The 18,195-nt window shown below is 61.0% G+C and carries 25 protein-coding genes; all 25 read right to left on the bottom strand.

Features of this window, described 5'->3' with window-relative positions; translation table 11 throughout:
• Positions 1-53 precede the first annotated feature (53 nt).
• A complete protein-coding gene (locus tag IRZ77_RS15095) occupies positions 54-665 on the bottom strand; it encodes a tail assembly protein (RefSeq protein WP_153670787.1) in 612 nt (203 codons plus the stop codon).
• A gap of 56 nt (positions 666-721) precedes the next feature.
• Positions 722-1,054, bottom strand: a complete 333-nt coding sequence (locus IRZ77_RS15090; protein WP_153670786.1) for a hypothetical protein — start codon at positions 1,052-1,054, stop codon at positions 722-724.
• A 176-nt stretch (positions 1,055-1,230) separates the two neighbouring features.
• Entirely contained in the window at positions 1,231-1,608 is a 378-nt protein-coding gene (locus IRZ77_RS15085) for a hypothetical protein (protein ID WP_230386425.1), read from the bottom strand.
• A gap of 197 nt (positions 1,609-1,805) precedes the next feature.
• Positions 1,806-2,561 carry a C40 family peptidase gene (locus tag IRZ77_RS15080; RefSeq protein ID WP_196173829.1) on the bottom strand — a complete coding sequence of 252 codons (756 nt, stop codon included), beginning with the start codon at positions 2,559-2,561 and terminating at the stop codon, positions 1,806-1,808.
• A gap of 2 nt (positions 2,562-2,563) precedes the next feature.
• A complete protein-coding gene (locus IRZ77_RS15075) occupies positions 2,564-3,313 on the bottom strand; it encodes a phage minor tail protein L (protein WP_108479911.1) in 750 nt (249 codons plus the stop codon).
• Positions 3,310-3,648 (bottom strand): phage tail protein, encoded by a 339-nt coding sequence (locus IRZ77_RS15070; RefSeq protein ID WP_108479912.1) that lies wholly within the window; start codon positions 3,646-3,648, stop codon positions 3,310-3,312. The genes IRZ77_RS15075 and IRZ77_RS15070 overlap by 4 nt, the downstream gene beginning before the upstream one ends.
• Complete coding sequence (locus IRZ77_RS15065; RefSeq protein WP_196173827.1) at positions 3,648-6,935, bottom strand: phage tail tape measure protein; 3,288 nt, start codon at positions 6,933-6,935, stop codon at positions 3,648-3,650. The genes IRZ77_RS15070 and IRZ77_RS15065 overlap by 1 nt, the downstream gene beginning before the upstream one ends.
• Before the next feature lie 45 nt (positions 6,936-6,980).
• Positions 6,981-7,217, bottom strand: a complete 237-nt coding sequence (locus tag IRZ77_RS15060) for a hypothetical protein (protein ID WP_196173825.1) — start codon at positions 7,215-7,217, stop codon at positions 6,981-6,983.
• Positions 7,214-7,558 carry a hypothetical protein gene (locus IRZ77_RS15055; RefSeq protein WP_153670783.1) on the bottom strand — a complete coding sequence of 115 codons (345 nt, stop codon included), beginning with the start codon at positions 7,556-7,558 and terminating at the stop codon, positions 7,214-7,216. Before IRZ77_RS15055 ends, IRZ77_RS15060 begins: the two co-directional genes overlap by 4 nt.
• 40 nt (positions 7,559-7,598) lie before the next feature.
• Complete coding sequence (locus tag IRZ77_RS15050) at positions 7,599-8,099, bottom strand: hypothetical protein (protein WP_047933890.1); 501 nt, start codon at positions 8,097-8,099, stop codon at positions 7,599-7,601.
• A gap of 53 nt (positions 8,100-8,152) precedes the next feature.
• The gene (locus IRZ77_RS15045; protein WP_135002678.1) at positions 8,153-8,539 is read right to left on the bottom strand and encodes a DUF3168 domain-containing protein; all 387 of its coding nucleotides are present in this window, start codon (positions 8,537-8,539) and stop codon (positions 8,153-8,155) included.
• A complete protein-coding gene (locus IRZ77_RS15040) occupies positions 8,532-9,107 on the bottom strand; it encodes an HK97-gp10 family putative phage morphogenesis protein (protein ID WP_196173823.1) in 576 nt (191 codons plus the stop codon). Before IRZ77_RS15040 ends, IRZ77_RS15045 begins: the two co-directional genes overlap by 8 nt.
• 3 nt (positions 9,108-9,110) lie before the next feature.
• A complete protein-coding gene (locus IRZ77_RS15035) occupies positions 9,111-9,281 on the bottom strand; it encodes a hypothetical protein (protein ID WP_173015093.1) in 171 nt (56 codons plus the stop codon).
• 9 nt (positions 9,282-9,290) lie between these two features.
• Positions 9,291-9,617, bottom strand: a complete 327-nt coding sequence (locus IRZ77_RS15030) for a head-tail adaptor protein (RefSeq protein WP_196173821.1) — start codon at positions 9,615-9,617, stop codon at positions 9,291-9,293.
• Positions 9,614-9,955: a head-tail connector protein gene (locus IRZ77_RS15025; RefSeq protein WP_196173820.1), complete on the bottom strand. Its 342-nt coding sequence runs from the start codon at positions 9,953-9,955 to the stop codon at positions 9,614-9,616. The genes IRZ77_RS15030 and IRZ77_RS15025 overlap by 4 nt, the downstream gene beginning before the upstream one ends.
• A gap of 4 nt (positions 9,956-9,959) precedes the next feature.
• Positions 9,960-10,493 carry a hypothetical protein gene (locus IRZ77_RS15020; RefSeq protein WP_196173819.1) on the bottom strand — a complete coding sequence of 178 codons (534 nt, stop codon included), beginning with the start codon at positions 10,491-10,493 and terminating at the stop codon, positions 9,960-9,962.
• Between the two features lie 46 nt (positions 10,494-10,539).
• Entirely contained in the window at positions 10,540-11,721 is a 1,182-nt protein-coding gene (locus IRZ77_RS15015) for a phage major capsid protein (RefSeq protein WP_196173818.1), read from the bottom strand.
• A gap of 2 nt (positions 11,722-11,723) precedes the next feature.
• Positions 11,724-12,581 (bottom strand): head maturation protease, ClpP-related, encoded by an 858-nt coding sequence (locus tag IRZ77_RS15010; protein ID WP_196173817.1) that lies wholly within the window; start codon positions 12,579-12,581, stop codon positions 11,724-11,726.
• 16 nt (positions 12,582-12,597) lie between these two features.
• Positions 12,598-13,896 (bottom strand): phage portal protein, encoded by a 1,299-nt coding sequence (locus tag IRZ77_RS15005; RefSeq protein ID WP_196173816.1) that lies wholly within the window; start codon positions 13,894-13,896, stop codon positions 12,598-12,600.
• Between the two features lie 150 nt (positions 13,897-14,046).
• Positions 14,047-15,735, bottom strand: a complete 1,689-nt coding sequence (locus IRZ77_RS15000) for a terminase large subunit (RefSeq protein ID WP_196173815.1) — start codon at positions 15,733-15,735, stop codon at positions 14,047-14,049.
• Positions 15,732-16,277: a terminase small subunit gene (locus IRZ77_RS14995; protein ID WP_196173814.1), complete on the bottom strand. Its 546-nt coding sequence runs from the start codon at positions 16,275-16,277 to the stop codon at positions 15,732-15,734. Before IRZ77_RS14995 ends, IRZ77_RS15000 begins: the two co-directional genes overlap by 4 nt.
• A 157-nt stretch (positions 16,278-16,434) precedes the next feature.
• The gene (locus IRZ77_RS14990; RefSeq protein ID WP_196173813.1) at positions 16,435-16,773 is read right to left on the bottom strand and encodes an HNH endonuclease; all 339 of its coding nucleotides are present in this window, start codon (positions 16,771-16,773) and stop codon (positions 16,435-16,437) included.
• A complete protein-coding gene (locus IRZ77_RS14985; protein ID WP_196173811.1) occupies positions 16,773-17,054 on the bottom strand; it encodes a phage holin family protein in 282 nt (93 codons plus the stop codon). Before IRZ77_RS14985 ends, IRZ77_RS14990 begins: the two co-directional genes overlap by 1 nt.
• Complete coding sequence (locus IRZ77_RS14980) at positions 17,055-17,429, bottom strand: putative holin (RefSeq protein WP_196173809.1); 375 nt, start codon at positions 17,427-17,429, stop codon at positions 17,055-17,057.
• Positions 17,430-17,503: 74 nt separating this feature from the next.
• Positions 17,504-18,040 (bottom strand): YfbU family protein, encoded by a 537-nt coding sequence (locus IRZ77_RS14975; RefSeq protein ID WP_196173807.1) that lies wholly within the window; start codon positions 18,038-18,040, stop codon positions 17,504-17,506.
• Positions 18,041-18,195: the final 155 nt, after the last annotated feature.

Genomic DNA, 18,195 nt, shown 5'->3' with positions numbered 1-18,195 from the left:
TTCCTCCGGGCAACAAAAAACCGCCCGGAGGCGGTTTGTACGCTGAATCGGCGCTAGGCCTTGTCCTGTGCCTCGATGGAGGCCGAAATGATCGCCCCGCCCCACCGGCGCTCGCCGATGCAGATCGGGACTGGGTTGCCGCTTGCGGTGGTGTTCTTAGCGCTGCCGAAGGCGTAGGACGCCAAGTTTTCGGGTGCAGCGCTTTGGGACAGGCCCTTGGCTTGGGGGCTGAGCATCTGGATGACGCCACCAATCATCATGGCCGCGCCAGCCTGATAGAGGAACGGAGATGCACCGGCGAAAGGCGTGAAGGACAGCACAAATGCAGTCGCGATCAAGACTGCCCCGATGACTGTCTGAAGAGTCCCTCCGCGCTTGCGTCCTTCCGCAATAGGGACTATCCGTACTTCCCGCACACCACCTCGGTCGAACTCGCTCTCCCCAACGTTCTGGCCATTACGGAAAATGGCGAACCTCATCCCCAGGCGATCTAGCCGTTTTATTTCTTCATCAAAGCTAGGCAGCGTAGCGCTGAGAGCTCTACATGCATCTCTGAAGCTTCTTACGTCCAGAAGCCGGCGATGCACTCTGCCGAATCGCCTGGCGAGAGGACCAGACAGTTTGATTATTGTCATTGGCTCATTATGAGCGGGTATTGCAGCCATGCTTTTCTCCAGGCAATAAAAAACCGCCCGAAGGCGGTTCATGTTTCAGGACTAGATCATATGCAGCTGCGTGCAACGCTTACCCAGTTGGACCAGGTGCTATTCCTGATGTACACACGCACCTTGGCGCCTCCGGCGGCCTCCTCGACAAGAGCCATTACCGGCGTGCCGACCATATCGATATCCAAACGAATGCGGTACCCACTTTCAATTTCAGTCGATGCGACTCGGGCATTGAGATCCTGCCACTTGGGGGTCAGGCACTTCGAATAGTCACGTGCCGATTTTTGCGTGAGCGAATCAAGGACAGGGCCCTTCTCCTCAAGGTCCGCCGGTGACACGCACCCCGCCAACAACGCCAGCCCTATCGCACCGATCAGAATTCGCATGTAATCCCTCCTTTTTGATGCGGGCAATCTACCACCATCAACGGGAGGCGCCAAAACCCGGGCTATCGCATCCCAAAGGAATATCGGATGGCTATCACCGAAATCGGGTGCATGGCCCTTGCTCGCCGCAAGTTCTTCGACCTGCTTGTAGTGAACATGTGTTCGTCGGACGCTTATCAAGTACCCGCTATGGGGTAGTGTTCAATACGGCACTCATGGGGATGGCCATCGCCTTTACACGTCCCATCCAGATATCGGTAGTTGATGTGCATCAACTGGCCTTTTTTGGGCCACTGCCTGCGTGGGAGCGTGCTTTGGTAATCAGCAGTTTCCGGTACGAATGTGATAGTCGCCCCCTTTTCCGGGCATTCTGCCGTGGTCGATGCCTGGCTTACCTTCACGACCTGGGCCTGTAGCTTTGGATAGGGAAGCTTCAACACATCAGTGATCTGTAGCTCCATACGGCAAATTTGCCACGTCGATGCTTGTAATGGCTGGCACATTACGAAGAAGGGAATGGCAAATAGGGCGTAGCGAGTTGCACCGTAGTCCATTATTGGCCCTGCCTTGAATATTGAGATTCGAGGCATTATCAGTCGTGGACTCACCGAATCATAGGGCGATCCTGTCTCGCGCGCATTCAGCCAATTCGATGCGCGCCCAAGCCATGCAAGGTGACTTCAGCGAACGCTTAGGGTTGATACTCCCTTGTGGCATGCTGCATCTCACTCTCTCCTGCGGCCAAGCCGCTTCATTTTGCGTCCTGATGACGCAACACAAGGCGCATCCGTTCGAGCCAAGGCCCGCCGAACACGATGATTTCCGATGGCCGCCCCAGCAAGTGGTGCAGCATGAACGGCCCTGGCCCGAAAACCTGAGCCGCTTCCTCGGGCAGCCGCGCGTCACCACCCAGGTAGATGCCGGCGTGGTTCGGATGAGCCGTGCGACCCACGGCCATGACGATCATGTCGCCGCGTTGCGGCTGGCTGACCTGGTAGAAGCCGGCTGCCTCATAAGCCTGCTCATAGAGACTCGGTCCGTCCGCCTGCTCCCACCAGCCCTCTTCACGACTATAGGCCGGGAAATCCAGGCCCCACTGCCGTTTGTACCAGTCCGCGCAGACCTGCCAGCAGTCCCAGGCTCCGTGCACGAACGGCCGGCCGAGCAACGGTGCGTGACCGGTTGGCGTGACGGTGCGCAGGTCACCCTCCGGCCAGGATAGGATGTGCCAGGGCAACCCAGTGGCCTCGCACATGGCCAGGTCACGGGGTGAAGGCCTGCTGGTGGCATCTGGATGCGAGTGAACAATGCCGATCACTTCACCCTGATCTTCGGCTGCAGCGTACTGCTCCGGCGAGATGCGGAACTCCTCTGCAGGATCCGCAGCGGTGTTGTCACACGGGAAGTACCGCTGAGCGCGCCCCACAGCGATGAGCAGCCCGCAGCACTCCCGAGGGTATTCAGCCGCTGCGTGCGCTTGCACGGCGGCCAGGATGTGTTTGCGCATGGTCAGCTCCGTGCGATGAGGGAAACGGCCGGGAAGCCGCCAAAGGGCAGTTGGTTGCCCTGGCCAAACCGGACGGTGCAGCCTGAGTCGAGGCAACCGTTGCACTGGTCTTTGGCCGGGTCATCCGTGGGCTTGCCGTCCAAGTCGTAGTAGGGGCCGGTGTATCCACAGTTCGGGCCACGGTAGCCGGCAGTCATTGCCCAGTGGCATAGCTGGGTCATCTGCCGGCCGATCGTCTCCCCGCCCACGTCGCCAGGGCTGGCCAGCTCCCAAGAAACCGTGGTGCCGTTCTCGGACACCTTCTGGTCGATGTACCAGACCTCGATGGCTTCCTCGGTCGGGTCGGCCTCAGTGTTGCCTGCCGGAAAGTTCACCGCATCCAGGTAACGCGCCATCGTGTGGCGCATGGTCAGCTTGAACTCGATGAGGTTGTCGAAGGCCAGGCACAAGGCTGTGATCCGGCCATTCACGTTGCCCACGGTCAGCGTGGGGCGCACGGCGGTGCCGTCCGAGTTCGCTTCGATGCCCTCGATCTGCACCGGCCAGGCGCCGTACTCATTGCCCTGCCACCAGATCGACTTCGCCGGCAGCTGGTCGGCGCTCGCGCCAGCCGCTGCCAGTTCTTGAGGTGTGTGCGGTATCGCGTGCCCGTGGAATCGCAGCGTGTCCGCTCCAAAATCGGAGCCATCCAATTCGAACAGAAGGATTTCCGCGCCCGGCTCCAGCTTCTGTAGCTGAGTGATCAAGCTCATGGATGAAATGCTCTTTCAAAGGAGGCTGTCAGCACCGCCACGCCGCCCGGCTTGCGTTGCTGCCTGAACGTCTCGCACCGGTACAAGCCGAGCACGCCCTCTGGGTTCGTCCACAAGAACGACTTTGCCCCCCGGTGCCGCCGGATGAACGCCAGGATGGGGGCGACCTCGTCAGCCAGGCCGCCGAACGACAGCGACCAGCTGTCAGACTCGGCATTCAGGCCATCAGTGGACACTTGGGCGTAGTTGTCCCCGAACTGTGATTTCCGGGTGCGCAAGGTGCTGTCACCGCTGGCCTCGTCATCTGGCGCCCAGGTGAATGTTTCGATCGCCATCAGCGTCTCCCGTTACTGTTTCGATAGCTCACTCCCCCGGCCCGCCAGGAAGCGGCAATAGCCCGCTCTGCCACCCCCTGCATCTGTTGTTGCAGATTCTGCTGGAGAGCGGCGCTGTCCAGCTCCATGCCGTCAGCGCTCCGGTCCTCAACGTTCACCGAAACCGGCACGTTGAGCTGAACCACCGTGGCCCCGCTGCCATTGCCGCCAACGACCTGAACCCCAAGTGATCCGTCCGAGCCTCTGGCCAGAGGCATGATTGCCTCGGGCCCAGCCTCGCCGGCTACACCCAGGCCGCCATTCGCAATTCCAAAGGCAGTCGGTCTGCTCAACACGCTGTTGGTGAAAGCTCCGCCCTTGGCGAACATCTGCACGCCGTCAGACCATGCACCACCCAGCGCCTGAGGAAAGTACTTGGCGCCATAGCCAGCTTGCGAAGCACCGAGATTCGACGATATGGCGCCAGCAGAACCAGGCGTCATGCCGTTGCCGGAGCCGCCGCCTAAGTAATTGCCAACCGCGGAGACGCCCAGGCCAACCAGCCCACTCAGCAGTGAGCTGGCGGCCTGCTGGCTGGCGATCCTGGCCATGTCGTTGATGACGCCCGATGCGAAATCCCTGAAGCTGGCTTTGCCTTTGATAGCGAAGTCGGCCAGGCTGTCGCGTGCCTTGTTGAAACCCGTCGTGAGCATGTCGTCAGTGGCGCCAGCCACGTTCGCCGCATCTGCCTGGATGTTGGCCCAAGCTCGTTTGACGCCGTTGCGGTAGTCCCGCTGGGCTTGCAGCCTCGCCTCAAACCCGTCGACCTCCATCTGCAGCTCGCGGGCCTGATAGTCAGCCAGATCAGCCAGCCGTTGCTGGTAGGCGTCCTGGCTGAGCCGCCGCGAGACATCCTCCTGCTGTTCCTCCAGCTGCCGGCGCGCTTCGGCATACTTCTGACGCACGGCATTCAGCCGATCGGCTTCCTCGCGCTGATCGTCGCCCATCCCAACCCCGGCAACGTCCGCATTGATGGCGTCCTGGCGGGTCTGCAGCACCACCTCCATGGCCTTGCGGTAGGCCTCGGCGCTGTTGCGCCGGATCTCCGCAAGCTTCTTTTCCTCCTCCGCCCGCTTCTGGATGGTGGTATCGGCGTACGCCGTGTTCAGGTTCTTGATGCCGAGCTCCATCTCGGCGGCGGTGATCTTGCCGACGGCCTGGGCCTTGCGCAGGCCCTGAACTCCCTCGGCCAGGTCGGCGAGCCGCTTCTTCTCCGGCAGCGCCCGATCAATGATTGCGTCGAGGGCCTTGATCTCATCATTCAGGGCCTTGGTGCGGCCCTTGCTGCCCTCGGTGGCATCCTTGTTGGCTTTCTTCTGCGACTCGATCGCACTGGCCGCCGAAAGAATCGCTTGGCGATCGGTTTCGGTGAGGTCGGCGTTTTCCGCGATGTATCGGTTGGCGGCCTTGGTGGCGTCGCCATTGTCCTGCAGGCCCGCAAGCTGCTTCTGTAGCGTTTCGAGGTACGTCTGCCCGGCGGTGCTCATGCCGGCCTTCGCGGCGTTGTTCGCCTGGGTGGCCGAGGTGTTTTCCTCGGTTACGCCGGTGAGCACCCTTAGTGTTTCGGCGATCAAGCCCGAACGCTGGTCGGCGTCGCTGACCGCGCCGGCCTGGGTTATCCACTGCTGCACCGTGCCGGCAGGCAATTGAAGGCGGTTACCGACCTCTTGCAAGATCGGCGAAAGCCCCTCGCCTGCCAATCGCGCTTCATTGAGGCGGTCGACCAGGGCCTGGTACTCAGCCAGCTGCCGGTTGTACTGGCCACCGGAGTCGCGCGCAGGCGCAGTCACCACGGCAGAACGGATGGACTGCGCCAGGTCGCCATAGGCGTCCTTGACCTTGTCGGTCGCAGTGACCTGCTCCTGCTGCCACTTGACCAGCGATGCTTCGCGCTGGTCCTTGTTGAGCTTTGAGAATTCCTCCCGCAGCTGGGCAACCGGCTTGTGCAGGTCTTCCAGGCTCACGCCCGCCTGATCGGCGTTGTTGCTCAGCAGCAGAAAGCTGGCAGCCGCCGTGCCGGCCAACAGGGCAAGCCCCATAGGCCCACCCAGGAAGCTGAGGAGCCCTGCACTGACGGTGCGAAGACCAGCCTGTGCAGTTGCTACCGCAGCAGTAGCAGCTGCTTCGCGCTGCCGCGCCTGGGCCAGCTGGATGGACATCTGCGTCTGTACCGCAGTGCCGCGCGCCGCAGCAGCCTCGCGGGCGGCAAGAATGGTTGCGGTCTCGGCCTTGCGCTGATCGGCGAGAGCCGCCTGCACCACGGCCTCAGCCTGGGCGATACGAGCCGCCCTGTCGGTCAGCGCAGCCTTCACGGCCAGCCCAGACTTCGCCACATAGTTGGTCAGAGCTGCAACGCCCACGCCGCCCATGGCCACCGCCACCAGGTCGACGTTGTCGGCCAAGGCAATCAGCACGCTCGACAGGCCCGCGACAGCGCCGGTCTGCTCCTCCATGCCGCCCAAGAAAGACTGAACGACGTTGCCGATGTTTACCAGGGCGTCCTGCACACTGGTGGACATGTCGGCCGCAGCCTTGCGATTGGCCTCCACGGTACGCAGGAGACCGGTGTTGATCGTTTCCAGCGACAGCTTGCCTTCCACGCCAAGCTTGCGGATCTCCTCTGCGCTCTTGCCGGTAGCCGAAGCGATCGCTCCAACGATCGTTGGCATCGCTTCCTGAATCGAAACCCAGCCATCGGCCTCAACTTTGCCGGTCTGCAAAGCCTTGGAGTAAGCGCCAAGGGCAGACCCGGCTTTGTCAGCGGACGCGGCGTTCGTTACCAGCAGGAAGCTGAAGCTGTCGGTGATGTCGAGGGTCTGCTGGGTGTCATAGCCCAAGCTGCGCATCGCATCGGCGGTACGGATGTAAAGCTCTTGCGCCTCGGCCAAGGGGCGGTAGGTTTCCTGGGCCGTACGCAGCAGGTGCTCCTGCACCGCCTGATATTCGCCAGCACTGCCGGCGGCGGCCTTCATACGGTCGGACATCTGCCCGTAGGCGTCGACTTGCTTGATGATTCCACCGATTACACCCGCACCGGCCACGGCCGCAAAGGCGCCACGGATCAACACGCCGGCCTGCTGGGCCGCGCCGCCCGCGCTGTCGAACGCGGAGTCAACCTGCGCCAGATTGCGGTCGATCGACTGCGAGGTGCGCGCCACCACCTCGTCGGCGCTGGCCAGCTCGCGGCGCAGCTGCGCCGTGGTGGCCTCGATCTGGACCAGCATTCCCTGGACTTGTTGGTCGGCCATGCATATCTCCAAGCACAAAAAAACCGCCCGGAGGCGGCACGCTATCTACTGTTTGGGGCGCCCTCGCAGGAAGCTTTTCAACTTGTCTGCAACGCCTTGGCGGGTCGGCGGCTTTGCGCTGGCAGCCTGGCCCTGCGCCTGGCCACGCCCTGTCCAGTCGAGCCTGGCATCGAGGGCGAGCATGATCTGTGGGATCGGGGTGTGCCACGCGGTGTCGGGCGGCCAGCCGAGCCAGCCGGTAGCCACGCCGAACAGGTAATCGACGTAGCTCCCGTTCTTCACTGCGCTGTGCTGACCGCCTCGTCCTTTCCCCGGGCGGCCACGCTCGGCGGCACCGGGTTGAGCAGCACGGTAATGAAGTCAGTCAGCTGCCCCGACACCTTGGCTACTCCCGTGCGGAACACATCACCAGCGATGACCGCGTGCTCGTCCGGTTTGAGATGGGCGCCGGCGATGATGATGTCCGCGCAAGCGGCAATGCTCATCAGCCTCATGGACTCCAGCGCCGCACGCAGCCCGCCGAAGCGGGACTCGATGAGCAACGCCGCATCCAGGGTGGGCTTGAGGGTGTAAGTGCGGCCACCGACCACCAAGGTGGCGGTGCCGTACAAGGCTTCGCTCATTGGAATTCTCACAGTCAAGGACGGGGCTCAGCCCCGCCGATCATGGGACAGCCGGTCCGGCCGGGATTTCGATGATGTCGGTGTTAATCGCGAACGTCATGTTGCGGCGTACCACGTTGTCAGCCGAGCCCGCGGCCACCGTGTTGTTCATTACCTTCACTCCGAAGTAGAAGGTAGTGGGCAGGATGGCGGGGGTAGCAGTCGGGTCGCCGTCGTTGAGCGTGATCTTGACGTTGTAGTTGCCCTTGGTGCGGTCCTTGTGTGCAACCGCAACCGCCTTCTGACCTGCGTCGCCGGCGTCCAGGCCAACCGCCAGGGTCATGTTGCCGGCGTCGGCGGTACCTTTGTACTTGCGCACTCGTCCGTCGCTCAGCGCGGTGAAGTTTACGGCGCTGAAGGTGTCGCCGAACTCGCCCAGGTCTTCGATCTCGCCGACCTGGACATAGGTGTCAGCCTCGTATTCGGCAAGGGTGGCCGGGGCGGTCTTGCCACCAAAGGCGAGGCGGCAGCCGGCGGCTGTGTTGAGGTTGTCATCGGCCATGGGGGATCCTCCAAATGGCATTGGATAAAGCCGCGGCGCGGCCGGTAGGTGATTCAATGGGTGGTAATCACGCGAACGGTGATCGAGCCCTGGTATGTGATGCCGTCAGCGTCCCGCTGGGCGTCGGCCTGCTCGACCCGCACAGAGACTGCGCGGCCCACCTCCAGCGGCAGTCGGCGCTCGTCTAGGGCGGCGATAACCTCGCCGTTGATGCGCTTCACCTCGGCCTGGCCCACGGCATCGGACCAGACCGACAGGTACAGCAGGCGTGTTTCGCGTTTGCGACCTGAGATCGGGCTACTGTTGACCGAGACCTCCCGGTCGATCGACACGTACGGCATAGCCGCATTCAGCGGCGCACCATCGTAGATCGGGCAACTGACCTCAGCCTGAAGCCTGGCGAAGATGGCCTCCTGCAGGGCCAGCGATGGATCAGCCACTCCCCACCCCCTGGCTCGCCTTGCGCAGCGTGCGCCGGACGGCTTCCTCAAGGTCGGCCATCACGTACTCGCGGTTTACGTCCAGAGACGGCCGCAGCCAGGGGTGAGCGGGCCTGGCGGGTATGTCCGGGTACTTGCCGAAGAAGTTCTGCCCATCCGACTTGTTCTTGGTGTCGCGCTGACGAAACGCGTTGCGGCGCCCTTTCAGCTTCGACTTGTCGCGGTTGTTGGTGTGCACACCGCCCACCGCGTTGCGGTCGGCTCGCTGGTACATGCTGCCGGAATAGCCCTTGGTGCCGTACTCGAGGAACCGCAGGTAGAAGAATCGGCGGTTGTCCCGCTTGCCCCTGATACCGACCTGGGCATCGAGACCGCTTGGGTTGACGTAGACCTGCAGGGCCGCCGACGCAGCGCCAGTGTCCTTCGGAATCAGCTGCTGCTGAGTGGCCAGCACACGCGCCGCCGCCTTGGCCATCGCCGGCTGCAGTTCGTTGTCCATCGTCTTGTGTATGTTGCGCAGCGTCCGGCGCAGCCGGATATCGCCACGGATACTGGACCGGCGCGCCATGGCCTACTCCTTGGCCTGGGCGGCCTTCGCTGGTTTTTCGGCCTTCTCGATGATTTCAACGGCGTAGCCGCGAGCGATCATGCCCTTGCCGTACGCATCCTCAACTTCGAAGATTTCGCCCTTCTCGCGCTCGCCAGAAGCGCCGGTCAGCGGTCCCAGTGCTTGAATTTTCATAGTTTCACCTCATGGATTCGGTACAGATGAGCAAAGTAGCCTCATCAGGGAATTCTCGTTGTCCGGTAAAACCGCCTCGACCTGGTAGGTGACCCCACGTCGCGTCAGGCGCGTTCCGGCAGCAATGTCTGGGCGCGGTCTGCCGATGATCTCGGCCGTGACGACAGCATTCAGCTTTTCAGCAACGGCTGTTATCCGACCAGTAGGGGTCCGCACCTCGCCCCACATTTCAGGTCGAGCAGCAGGAAGCCAGGTCACTACAGCCCCCCCGGACTTATTCCTCTCTTCATGTCGGAAGGTCACTTTGAATAGGTGACGCAGCGGCCCGGCTCTCATACGCCCCACCCGATGCGGTGTGGAGTCAGGAGGGCCTGCGATCCCTTTGGAAGCTCGGTGGCAATGGTCCCTATCACAACGTCCTCACGGTTTGCGTAAAGGTGCCCAAGGATCAGCAAGCAGGCCGCGTTGATTTGCTTGTTGCTGACCAATGGGTATTCACCGGCATCCCCGGCGGCGACAGCCTCGTCCAGAGCTTGTTGATCGGCGTAAAAGCGACGATTCAGATAGTCCATCGCCTGCCCTTCGGCTGCCTCGATAAGGAGCTCCAGGTACTCGTCAGCATCGTCCGGGTCTCGAAGGTGATGACGGGCGATGGCCAAGCTGATGACCGGCATACTGTCACTCCTTCAGCGGCTCGAACGATGCCAGCTTCCGCTGTACCAGCTCTTCAGCATGCCGACGAGGTACCGAATAAGCCTGACCGCCACGACGGCGGAGCTCACCTTCATCCATGTAGGAGCGCAGCGGATAGACCTGAACAGTGACAGGGTTGGGATTGGTCGCAGGATCGACCTTGCCCACTGACTGGCCGGAATCATTACCGTCATCGCTTGCTGCTGGGACAGCTTGATCGGCAGCTTCAGAGTTGTCGGTGCCTGGAACTGGCGCGCTGGGTTCAGGCGCTGGGATGATGGCAGACTCACCAACCTCTGGACCTGAGCCTTCCTGCCCCGTCACCGGCTCCTGGCTCTCTACCTGAGCCAGGCCTGGATCAATTGCCGGAGCACCGCCCTCGTCGGCGGTCAGCAGTGCCGGGGTTTCAGTCGAGATGGACAAACTGCCAACGTCAGGCTGAAGACCATTGCCCTCAGCGGACGAAGCGGCGTATTTCACCTCAGCAGTAGATGCTGGTGTTTCCTGTTTACGTGCCATGGAAGTACTCCAATCGGGCGTCATTCCTGACCCCTAGCCAAATGAATCAGGGAGTGATCAGCGGACCGGTGACGAATGCCTCATCGCGGTAGATGGCAAAGGCAAGGCGTTCTTCAGCACGGATCGTTGCCATATTCTTCTCGAAGTCATCACTGTTCTCGGTCGAGATCAGCACTTCGATTTCCATGCGGTCGAAGATTTGGGCGCCAAGCTTGAAAGCACCGACGAGGAAGTCGTTCTGTGTCATGGCCTGGGTAGAAACCACAGGGCGATTCCAGAGCTTCGCGTTGGTACCCTCCTGAGGCTGCCCGATGATGTAGCGGCCCTCCCCATCCTTGGTCAGTTCAATGGCAGCCCAGTCAATCGGATTGAGCACGATGCCGTCGGATGGAAACTCGGCCAGTTCGGCCTGCAGCAGCGCCAGGCGCAGACGGTCAATGCGCTGCTCGCCCACTACAGCTACGCCAGCCGGGGCGGCGTACAGTTGAGCAACGGTCATGAGGCCCTGCAGGTTCACACCGGTGCCGTTGCCGTAGAGCAACTGAGCCTCTTCAGCCATGTTGAGGCCATAGCGTGCACGACCGTCGATGTAGCTCTGCAGGGCCTTGGCATCGTCCAGCATCTGACGGCTGGCTTTGAACAAATGGGCGATGGTCCGCACGTTCGCAGTGGTCAGGCCGAAGGTCAGATCGGAGTACGGCTTGGCAGTGGTCTCCGCCACGGTGCGGGCGTTGTTGGTGAAGCCGGTCTCACGGACGTACTCGATGGAGTTCGATTCGGTGGTACCCGGCGCGACCAGGTCGCGAACGGTCAGTCGGCGTTGAGCCGGGGCGACGATCCCCGGCAAGCGCTGAGTCTGCACCAGGTCACCGCCGGTTGCGGTGGTGATGGCCGCGCGCGGCACGGAGACCCGGCGAGAACCACGGAAGGACGAGTTCATGTCCTTCATCTCTTCGTTTTCAATCACGAGAGCGCCTACCGATTTCTGCGGCTCTTTCTGATGGCTGCGATCCCGGCTAGCGTTCACGAGCTTTTGCTCGGCCTCGCCCAGTCGCGCCTGAAGCTCGCCCTGCTTGGTCAGCAATTCATCGACCTTGGCACGGGTTTCGATATTCATTTCTCCAGAAGCCTTGATTTGCTTCTCGGTCGCCTCGGCCTGGCTTTTGATCTGATCGCCAATGCCCTTGAGGCTGGCGTTGAGTTCCTTGACTTGGGCTTCAAAGTCCATGGTCACTTTCCTTTCAGAGAATTGAGGAGATTGGTTGCCGCGCTCAGAGAGGCGGAGAGGTCTGGCGCGACAGCGCTGGGCTTATCGGTCGAGGCAGCGTGACGCGTGCCTCCGCCAGCAGCGCGAGGCATGCTGGACTTGAAACTGGCAAACAGTTCGCGCCGCTCGGAGCGAGGCATACCGGCCTTGGCAAGGGCTATATCCATTGCCTTGAGCGCATTGTTCTGGGTGGCGTCTTCGGTTTCGCGTTCGGTGACTTCGCTGGAAGACAACAGCCCAGTGGCCAGGCCAAGCTCTACGGCGCGCTTGCCACGGATATAGGTTTCGTCGTCCATCAGCTCGGCCATGTCCTCCGCCGACTGTCCACTCGTCTCGGCATAGAGGTCGGCCATCGCCGCATCGAACTCCTCCATGTCGTTGGCTATGTCGCGGAGGTAGTTGCGATTGCCTGCGAGCCAAGTCCAGCAGTTGTGGATCATGAGGAAGGCGCTGGTGGCCACCTCTCGCTTCTTCCCAGCAAGGAAAACAATCGAAGCAGCGCTGGCCGCCATGCCGAGCACCTTGGTGGTGACCTGATGGCTGTGCTCTTGTAGGCGGTTGTAAATGGCAATGCCTTCGAACATGTCGCCGCCTGGCGAGTTGATATAGACGGTCACATCTCGCTCACCGATGGCGCGCAGCGCGGCATCGATCCGCTTCAGCGTGACGCCGTCCCCGTACCAGTCTTCGCCAATCACACCGTAAACCGTGATGGTGTCAGAGGTGTTCTCAACGGCCGCCTGAATCGCGGGGTTCCATTTATCGAGCGCGCGCGGGCTCATCTCGCTGCGCAGGCCGCGAGACTGGATTTTGTGTTTCATGGATTGCTCCCGAGATTTACTGTTCCGGCTGTTGTAGCCAGTTCATCAATGCGACCCTTGCGGCCTGCCCATCGTTTTGCTTGCCCAGCTGATCCAGTGGCACCAGGTTGGATTGCACGGTCAGTACGTCGCCACCCGGCATGCTCGGAAGGTTTTCCTTCCGCCGCCCCTCGTTTCGGGTCATGTAGCCGTTCTGCCCCATAGTGCTGAGATAGGACGCCCGGCCGGCGCTGTCCGCACGCAGGAACGCTTCAAGTGAGTACTCGGCGTAGAACTTGATCCGGTCAACCGCCGTCATGCACCACTTGTTCACGCACTGCTCGATCGGCGCCGTGTAGGACATGATGCAGTACGTGAGAAACGCGATCTGCTGCTGCTCAAGGCCGGTCCCCCAGTTACTGCCCTTGTCGGTCTTCATGACCATCCAAGGCGGAACGCCGAACCATCGGCAAATTTCCTCGATGCTGTGCCCTCTCGACTCCAGCAACTGCGCGTCGGCCGGGTTGATGCCGATCATCTCCGGCTTGACGCCCTGCTCAAGCACGGGGCTCTTGCCGGCATTCAAGGCTCCGGAGATCGTCTTTACATACTCACGAAACTCAACGCGCTGAGCCGGGTTCAGCGTCTTGTCCACCGAAAACGCGACCGTGGGCATCATGCCGTTGCGGAAAGTGCTGTTGGCCGCGTCATCGGCGGACATCGCCGAACCGAAAACATCTGCACCGTAACGAATGGCCGAAAGGCCTACCCGGCCGTCCAGGGTAAACGCCGGGATGTGCAACATGTTCTGCCGCACAATCTCCCGGCGCGCCCCCTTCCTCGGCCTGAAAAAGTACCTCAGCCGGCCATCATCATCGAACTCAATGTCGACCCGGGACGGCATCAAGAAGTCCAGCGCAATGACGTGGCCTGCAGATCGATGGATCTCGCAATAGGCGTTGCCCCACAGCAGCATCGAGGCAACCACTGCCTGCCAGAAATGGAAGGCAGCCATGTCCTCGTTGGGGCTGGTGTGCACCACGTCGTACAGCGGAAAGTCCCGGGCGCTCTCTCGGCTGCCATCGGGCATCCGCCGGTAGATGCTCAGGGGCAAGCCAGCCACCGAGGTCGAGATGATACGGACGCATGCCCACACCGTGGAAAGGCGCATCGCTTTGTCAACGCTGACCGACTTTCCGCTACTGGACTGAGCCCCGAGAAAAGTGCCCCAGAAGCCGCCATCCGATAGCTTGATGCTCTTGCCCAACCATTCGCTCATGCTTGCGGAGGGCTTGGCGGCCGCAGCCCCCAATGCCTGGGATAGGGTTTTAATCACTGGTCAGTCCTCGGCGAAGGAAACCGGCGATGCAGAAGAAACTCAGCGCGCCCGCGAGCAAAGCCCAACCAGTGCCGGCCAGCACCCATACGCCAGCACATGCCAGACAAAAGGCCACCAATGCGCAGGCGATGAAAATGTGAAGTGCGTTCATGCGATCAGTGGATCCCGAATGCCAGCCATGAAGTTTTCCATGCCACTTTGGCCGGCAGGATTGAGGGCCATAAGCGTCACGGCGTTGAAAAGCGCCATGAGCGGGTCGATCTTCGCCGAGCCGCTCGCTTGCTTCGTAATGAGAATCGAGTTTCCTCGGGGTTCAACCTTTGCGTTACCACAACACCAGGCCATCATCGGCTGGCCGCCGTGAAGCAGAGTGCCTTCAGCTAACTTCCGCTCAGCCGTCTTAATCGCCCCGCCCAGTCGCCAGCCTTGCGAGATGCCGTCGATCTTGTCTCGCGGGATGCCTGCGAACTCGAGCGCATCTAGGATCGCTCCGACTCCGGCTGGGTCGAGGCCCACCTTGTCCAGTAGGCCGGATAACTCAACTTGCGAAACGAGTTGTGCCACTTCGTCGATGTCGTTCCCGATTCGCTCTACCAGCGTCAGATGGCCGTCGTTGGCAAAGTCGCGAATACGAGGCGCCTCAGCTTTCCGGCGCTCAAGCACTGACGGATGCGCCCAAGCGTGTGTCCACATCAACCAGCGGCGAGTGTCTCGTTCGCGCCCCACGGCTGCGAAGCCGAGCAGGTCATCGAGGCCGCCGCCGTCGATACCGATATCGATCACTTCGCAGCGCGCTATCAGGTCCTCCAGCGTCCGGCAGTCCTCGGAGGCTTGCTGCTCCCAATAGTCGGCACCAGCCCAGCGATCCGACAGCAGCGCCAGACCGATCTCGACATTGAGGTGCTTGGCCAGGAAGCCCCGGAACGACTCCTCACCATCCAGTTGGGCCTGTGCATACCCGCGTTCAATGAACGGCTCATCAACCGACAGCCCCAAGTTCGGGTTGGTGATGTAAGCGTTCGAGAAGTCTCGATGCGCACCAGCGTCGAGCATTGCTTTCGGGAATTCGTACAACACCGGCAGGAATGACTTATCGACGATCTCGCCATCCCGAACCTTGCGGGCGTACATCAGCTTCTGTCGGAATACGCCGGCGGGCGGAGCATCGGACTGGGTTGTCGCCCAAATGATGAAGCCCTCGGGGCGAGACGCCAGGCCCCCCGTGGCTTCGCGCAGCATCGCCTCGGCGTTCGCGCGCTTGCCGAAAACCCACAGCTCGTCAACGAACACGCCGATGGCTTTCTTTCCTGAAACCGTCTCGCTGTCAGCCGCCACCACCTTGAGCGTTGCGTTGGTCTGCCGGTGAGTCACAGTGCGCAGGTGGTCCTGCACCTTAAGCAAGGCATCGAGCTCTTCGTCTGCCCGCACCATGTCGCGTATCGGGATGTAGGAGTTGTCTGCGATCTCTTTGGTGGGCGCCAGGATGATGAACTCGCCCGACGGCCGCCAGTTCAGGATCAGTGCCGTGAGCATGATGCCGGCGGCGATCGTGGACTTACCGTTCTTTTTGCTGATCAGCAGCATGAACTCACTGACGAGGCGCCGGCCTTCATCGGGGTCATACGCCCCGAAAATGGCTGCCACAAACTGGTTGACCCAGTCGCGCACAGTCTCGGACATCAGCGGGCTGCCAGTGGCATCGACCATGCGCAGCGCGCCGAACACTTCCAAGGCTTCCTCAGCCTCGGTCGGGAACAACGGCTTGAACGGGATGAGGCTCCGCCGGCTGACGATGCGCTGCTCCCAGTCGGGGCATGCAGTTGTCCACGCCATCATTTGACCGACCTCAGCGGACCGCGGCGAGCGCCGAACTTACCGGTCGATGCCTGCTCAGCTTTAGCCTGGGCCTGATCCTTCTTGCCGCTCTCGCCTTTGCGAGGATGCACGAACGGCATCAAGGCCTTGGCTGCATCGACCCGTAGCTTCGGCTCGGACCCAAGGTCGTTCATCACCGACAACAGGAAGTCCTTCGGGTCGCGGTGGAGCAGCGCCTGCATTAGGTCGAAACCAGCAGGCTCAGGGTCGGCATGCTCGTCCGTCGCAGCGGCCGGTTCGACCCTCGGCTCAGCTTGAGACGAGGGCTCCGGCGACTGCTTAGCTTTAACATGCGTTTTAACATCTGCTTTAACATCTGGTGGCATCAGACCCAGGGCGCGCAGCTTGGCCAACTCGGCCGCTACATCCTTGTCCTTCACCAGCCGAGACCCCGCCGCAGACGCGGTCTTCTCCGAATAGCCAGCCGCAACAGCTGCGTCCCGATTGGACGCACCTTCCCTTAGCGCTGCAATAAATGCACGCTTGCGGGATGTTAAAGCCATTTAACAAAAATCCTGTGGGGGAAAAAAATCTGTACGTGGGGTCGGTGGCGGTCTAGCTAGATGAGAATTCCTAGCTTTTGACCCCCCTATCCCTTTCGAGGCACGTCGCAGGCGTGCTGCTGCATCGCGCACCGGGTTTCGACGATCCGCTGACGCCTCAGCCGACCAGCCCCGCAGCCTCCTCGGCTTGCTTGACGGAGTCGTGGCAAGGCTTGCAGAGGCTCTGCCAGTTGGTCTGATCCCAGAAGAGAACCATATCTCCACGGTGAGCAATGATGTGGTCGACCACCTTTGCAGCGGTCGTACGGCCGTTCCGCTCACAGAAGACGCAGAGCGGATTGGCATTGAGGTACTGCTCGCGAGCCTTCTGCCACTTGTAGTCGTAACCACGCTGGGAGCTGGTCATGCCGCTACGCCAGCTGCCAGGCGTCATCACCTTGACCTTTGAGCCTGCGCTCTCCTTGATGCGGGAGCCGAGCGTCTTGAGCCTTGCCATCAGTCAACCCGAACGATCTTGGCCACGTTGCCCTTGGCCCGGCAAACCAGGATGGCAGCCAGCAGGTAAAACGCAGTGTTGAACCAGGATGCATCAGCGAAGTCATCGTGCAAAACCATGCGGCCGATGAGGCTAACGCACTGCATGCCGGTAACGGCGCAGGCAGCCCAGGCCATGAGCGACACACTAAGCTTGTAGCGAGCCTCGGGGTAAGGCCGGTAGCGCAATCCAATCATCACAAAGATGATGGCGCAGAGCGCGGCCTGGATAACGGCAACCATTCAACCCTCCTTCCTAGCTCGCAGACGGAAGACCCATTGCAACCAGGTAGGCATACGACCAGTCTGCATCCACTCCAACAACCCAGAGAATGTGACGACGCAGAGTACGCCGCATACAAATGCACTGAAGCCTGCGGTGTGGGTCCATGCCCGGCCCATAAGCTCAGCTGCACCGAAGTAGCCACCAATCCAGCCAGCCAGTAGATAGCCGACACGGCGCCAGGTGCTGATGTCCTTGGCGAACACCACGTAGAAGAAAGCCCCACCGAACGCGCCGACCAGTGCGGCGAGATCCAGCTGGGGGAATGCAGCACCCAGGCCGACGCTGGCAAGTACGCCGGTCACTGCAAGGGCGCCGGTACTTGGCTCGGCCATAAGCACTGCTCCATAAAAAACCCGCCAAGCGGCGGGTTAATAATTACATTCCGGGTTCTTAACCGTGCTGCAACTCAGCGGCGCGATGGATGAATGCGCGCCCGGAGAATCGCCTGAATCTGATCAAGACTCAAAAGCCCTGGCTGATAGACATCAACCTGTTGATCTTTCTCTTCGAGCATCCGCTGATAAAGATCGGTAGTCGGCATGTGCGAGTTGTGAATCCGGCCTTTGAAATTCGGCCACTTGTTCAGCTCATCAGTGAGCACGTGAGCAATCGAAGAGAGTTCGTACTCGTTGTTGCCGTCGAACCCAGGGAACGTCGCGGCTCCGGCTGACAGATCAAGCTGAGAGCGCTCTTCATCGCTTAGATCTGCAACAGACGCCTCTAGAAGCTCCCACAAATCCAAAACATCCATGACGTACTTCACTTCCGCAGGAGTTTCGGACTGCCGGAAATGGTTTGGGTACTTGTGCGGAATAGCCCAAGCATTATCTCCAAGCGCCATGCGCCTGATAAAACCCGCATCGAACGAGTCCTCTATCCCAAGGGCTTCGTGAATGTCAGCGAGCAGCGTGAGCTGCAGCAGCTCTTTATCAGTAAATTCCATCTCATCATCTCACAAAGTACATGGCATCAAATGGCCACACTCAATCCTAGCGGATAGAAATGACGAGCACAAAAAAGCCCGACTTATTAGCCGGGCTTTTGGGTGTCAGTCCTCAACGTGCGCAGGAATGACAGGATGGAGATAATTTCTCTCAC

The sequence above is a fragment of the Pseudomonas pudica genome, from assembly GCF_015680405.1.
GTDB classification, from domain to species: domain Bacteria; phylum Pseudomonadota; class Gammaproteobacteria; order Pseudomonadales; family Pseudomonadaceae; genus Aquipseudomonas; species Aquipseudomonas pudica.
The sequence above is the reverse complement of the archived record's forward strand: the minus strand, read 5'-3'. Positions and strand labels throughout refer to the sequence as shown.

Bases quoted from the DNA above. Each gene is read 5' to 3' on its own strand.
- IRZ77_RS15050 (WP_047933890.1), bottom strand. From the start codon at position 8,099: ATGGCCGATGACAACCTCAACACAGCCGCCGGCTGCCGCCTCGCCTTT.
- IRZ77_RS14995 (WP_196173814.1), bottom strand. From the start codon at position 16,277: ATGGCTTTAACATCCCGCAAGCGTGCATTTATTGCAGCGCTAAGGGAA.
- IRZ77_RS14990 (WP_196173813.1), bottom strand. From the start codon at position 16,773: ATGGCAAGGCTCAAGACGCTCGGCTCCCGCATCAAGGAGAGCGCAGGC.
- IRZ77_RS15030 (WP_196173821.1), bottom strand. From the start codon at position 9,617: ATGAGAGCCGGGCCGCTGCGTCACCTATTCAAAGTGACCTTCCGACAT.
- IRZ77_RS15020 (WP_196173819.1), bottom strand. From the start codon at position 10,493: ATGGCACGTAAACAGGAAACACCAGCATCTACTGCTGAGGTGAAATAC.
- IRZ77_RS15075 (WP_108479911.1), bottom strand. From the start codon at position 3,313: ATGAGCTTGATCACTCAGCTACAGAAGCTGGAGCCGGGCGCGGAAATC.
- IRZ77_RS15085 (WP_230386425.1), bottom strand. From the start codon at position 1,608: ATGGACTACGGTGCAACTCGCTACGCCCTATTTGCCATTCCCTTCTTC.
- IRZ77_RS15065 (WP_196173827.1), bottom strand. From the start codon at position 6,935: ATGGCCGACCAACAAGTCCAGGGAATGCTGGTCCAGATCGAGGCCACC.
- IRZ77_RS15015 (WP_196173818.1), bottom strand. From the start codon at position 11,721: ATGGACTTTGAAGCCCAAGTCAAGGAACTCAACGCCAGCCTCAAGGGC.
- IRZ77_RS15090 (WP_153670786.1), bottom strand. From the start codon at position 1,054: ATGCGAATTCTGATCGGTGCGATAGGGCTGGCGTTGTTGGCGGGGTGC.
- IRZ77_RS15055 (WP_153670783.1), bottom strand. From the start codon at position 7,558: ATGAGCGAAGCCTTGTACGGCACCGCCACCTTGGTGGTCGGTGGCCGC.
- IRZ77_RS14985 (WP_196173811.1), bottom strand. From the start codon at position 17,054: ATGGTTGCCGTTATCCAGGCCGCGCTCTGCGCCATCATCTTTGTGATG.
- IRZ77_RS15070 (WP_108479912.1), bottom strand. From the start codon at position 3,648: ATGGCGATCGAAACATTCACCTGGGCGCCAGATGACGAGGCCAGCGGT.
- IRZ77_RS15040 (WP_196173823.1), bottom strand. From the start codon at position 9,107: ATGGCGCGCCGGTCCAGTATCCGTGGCGATATCCGGCTGCGCCGGACG.
- IRZ77_RS15010 (WP_196173817.1), bottom strand. From the start codon at position 12,581: ATGAAACACAAAATCCAGTCTCGCGGCCTGCGCAGCGAGATGAGCCCG.
- IRZ77_RS15000 (WP_196173815.1), bottom strand. From the start codon at position 15,735: ATGATGGCGTGGACAACTGCATGCCCCGACTGGGAGCAGCGCATCGTC.
- IRZ77_RS15095 (WP_153670787.1), bottom strand. From the start codon at position 665: ATGGCTGCAATACCCGCTCATAATGAGCCAATGACAATAATCAAACTG.
- IRZ77_RS14975 (WP_196173807.1), bottom strand. From the start codon at position 18,040: ATGGAATTTACTGATAAAGAGCTGCTGCAGCTCACGCTGCTCGCTGAC.
- IRZ77_RS15025 (WP_196173820.1), bottom strand. From the start codon at position 9,955: ATGCCGGTCATCAGCTTGGCCATCGCCCGTCATCACCTTCGAGACCCG.
- IRZ77_RS14980 (WP_196173809.1), bottom strand. From the start codon at position 17,429: ATGGCCGAGCCAAGTACCGGCGCCCTTGCAGTGACCGGCGTACTTGCC.
- IRZ77_RS15080 (WP_196173829.1), bottom strand. From the start codon at position 2,561: ATGCGCAAACACATCCTGGCCGCCGTGCAAGCGCACGCAGCGGCTGAA.
- IRZ77_RS15035 (WP_173015093.1), bottom strand. From the start codon at position 9,281: ATGAAAATTCAAGCACTGGGACCGCTGACCGGCGCTTCTGGCGAGCGC.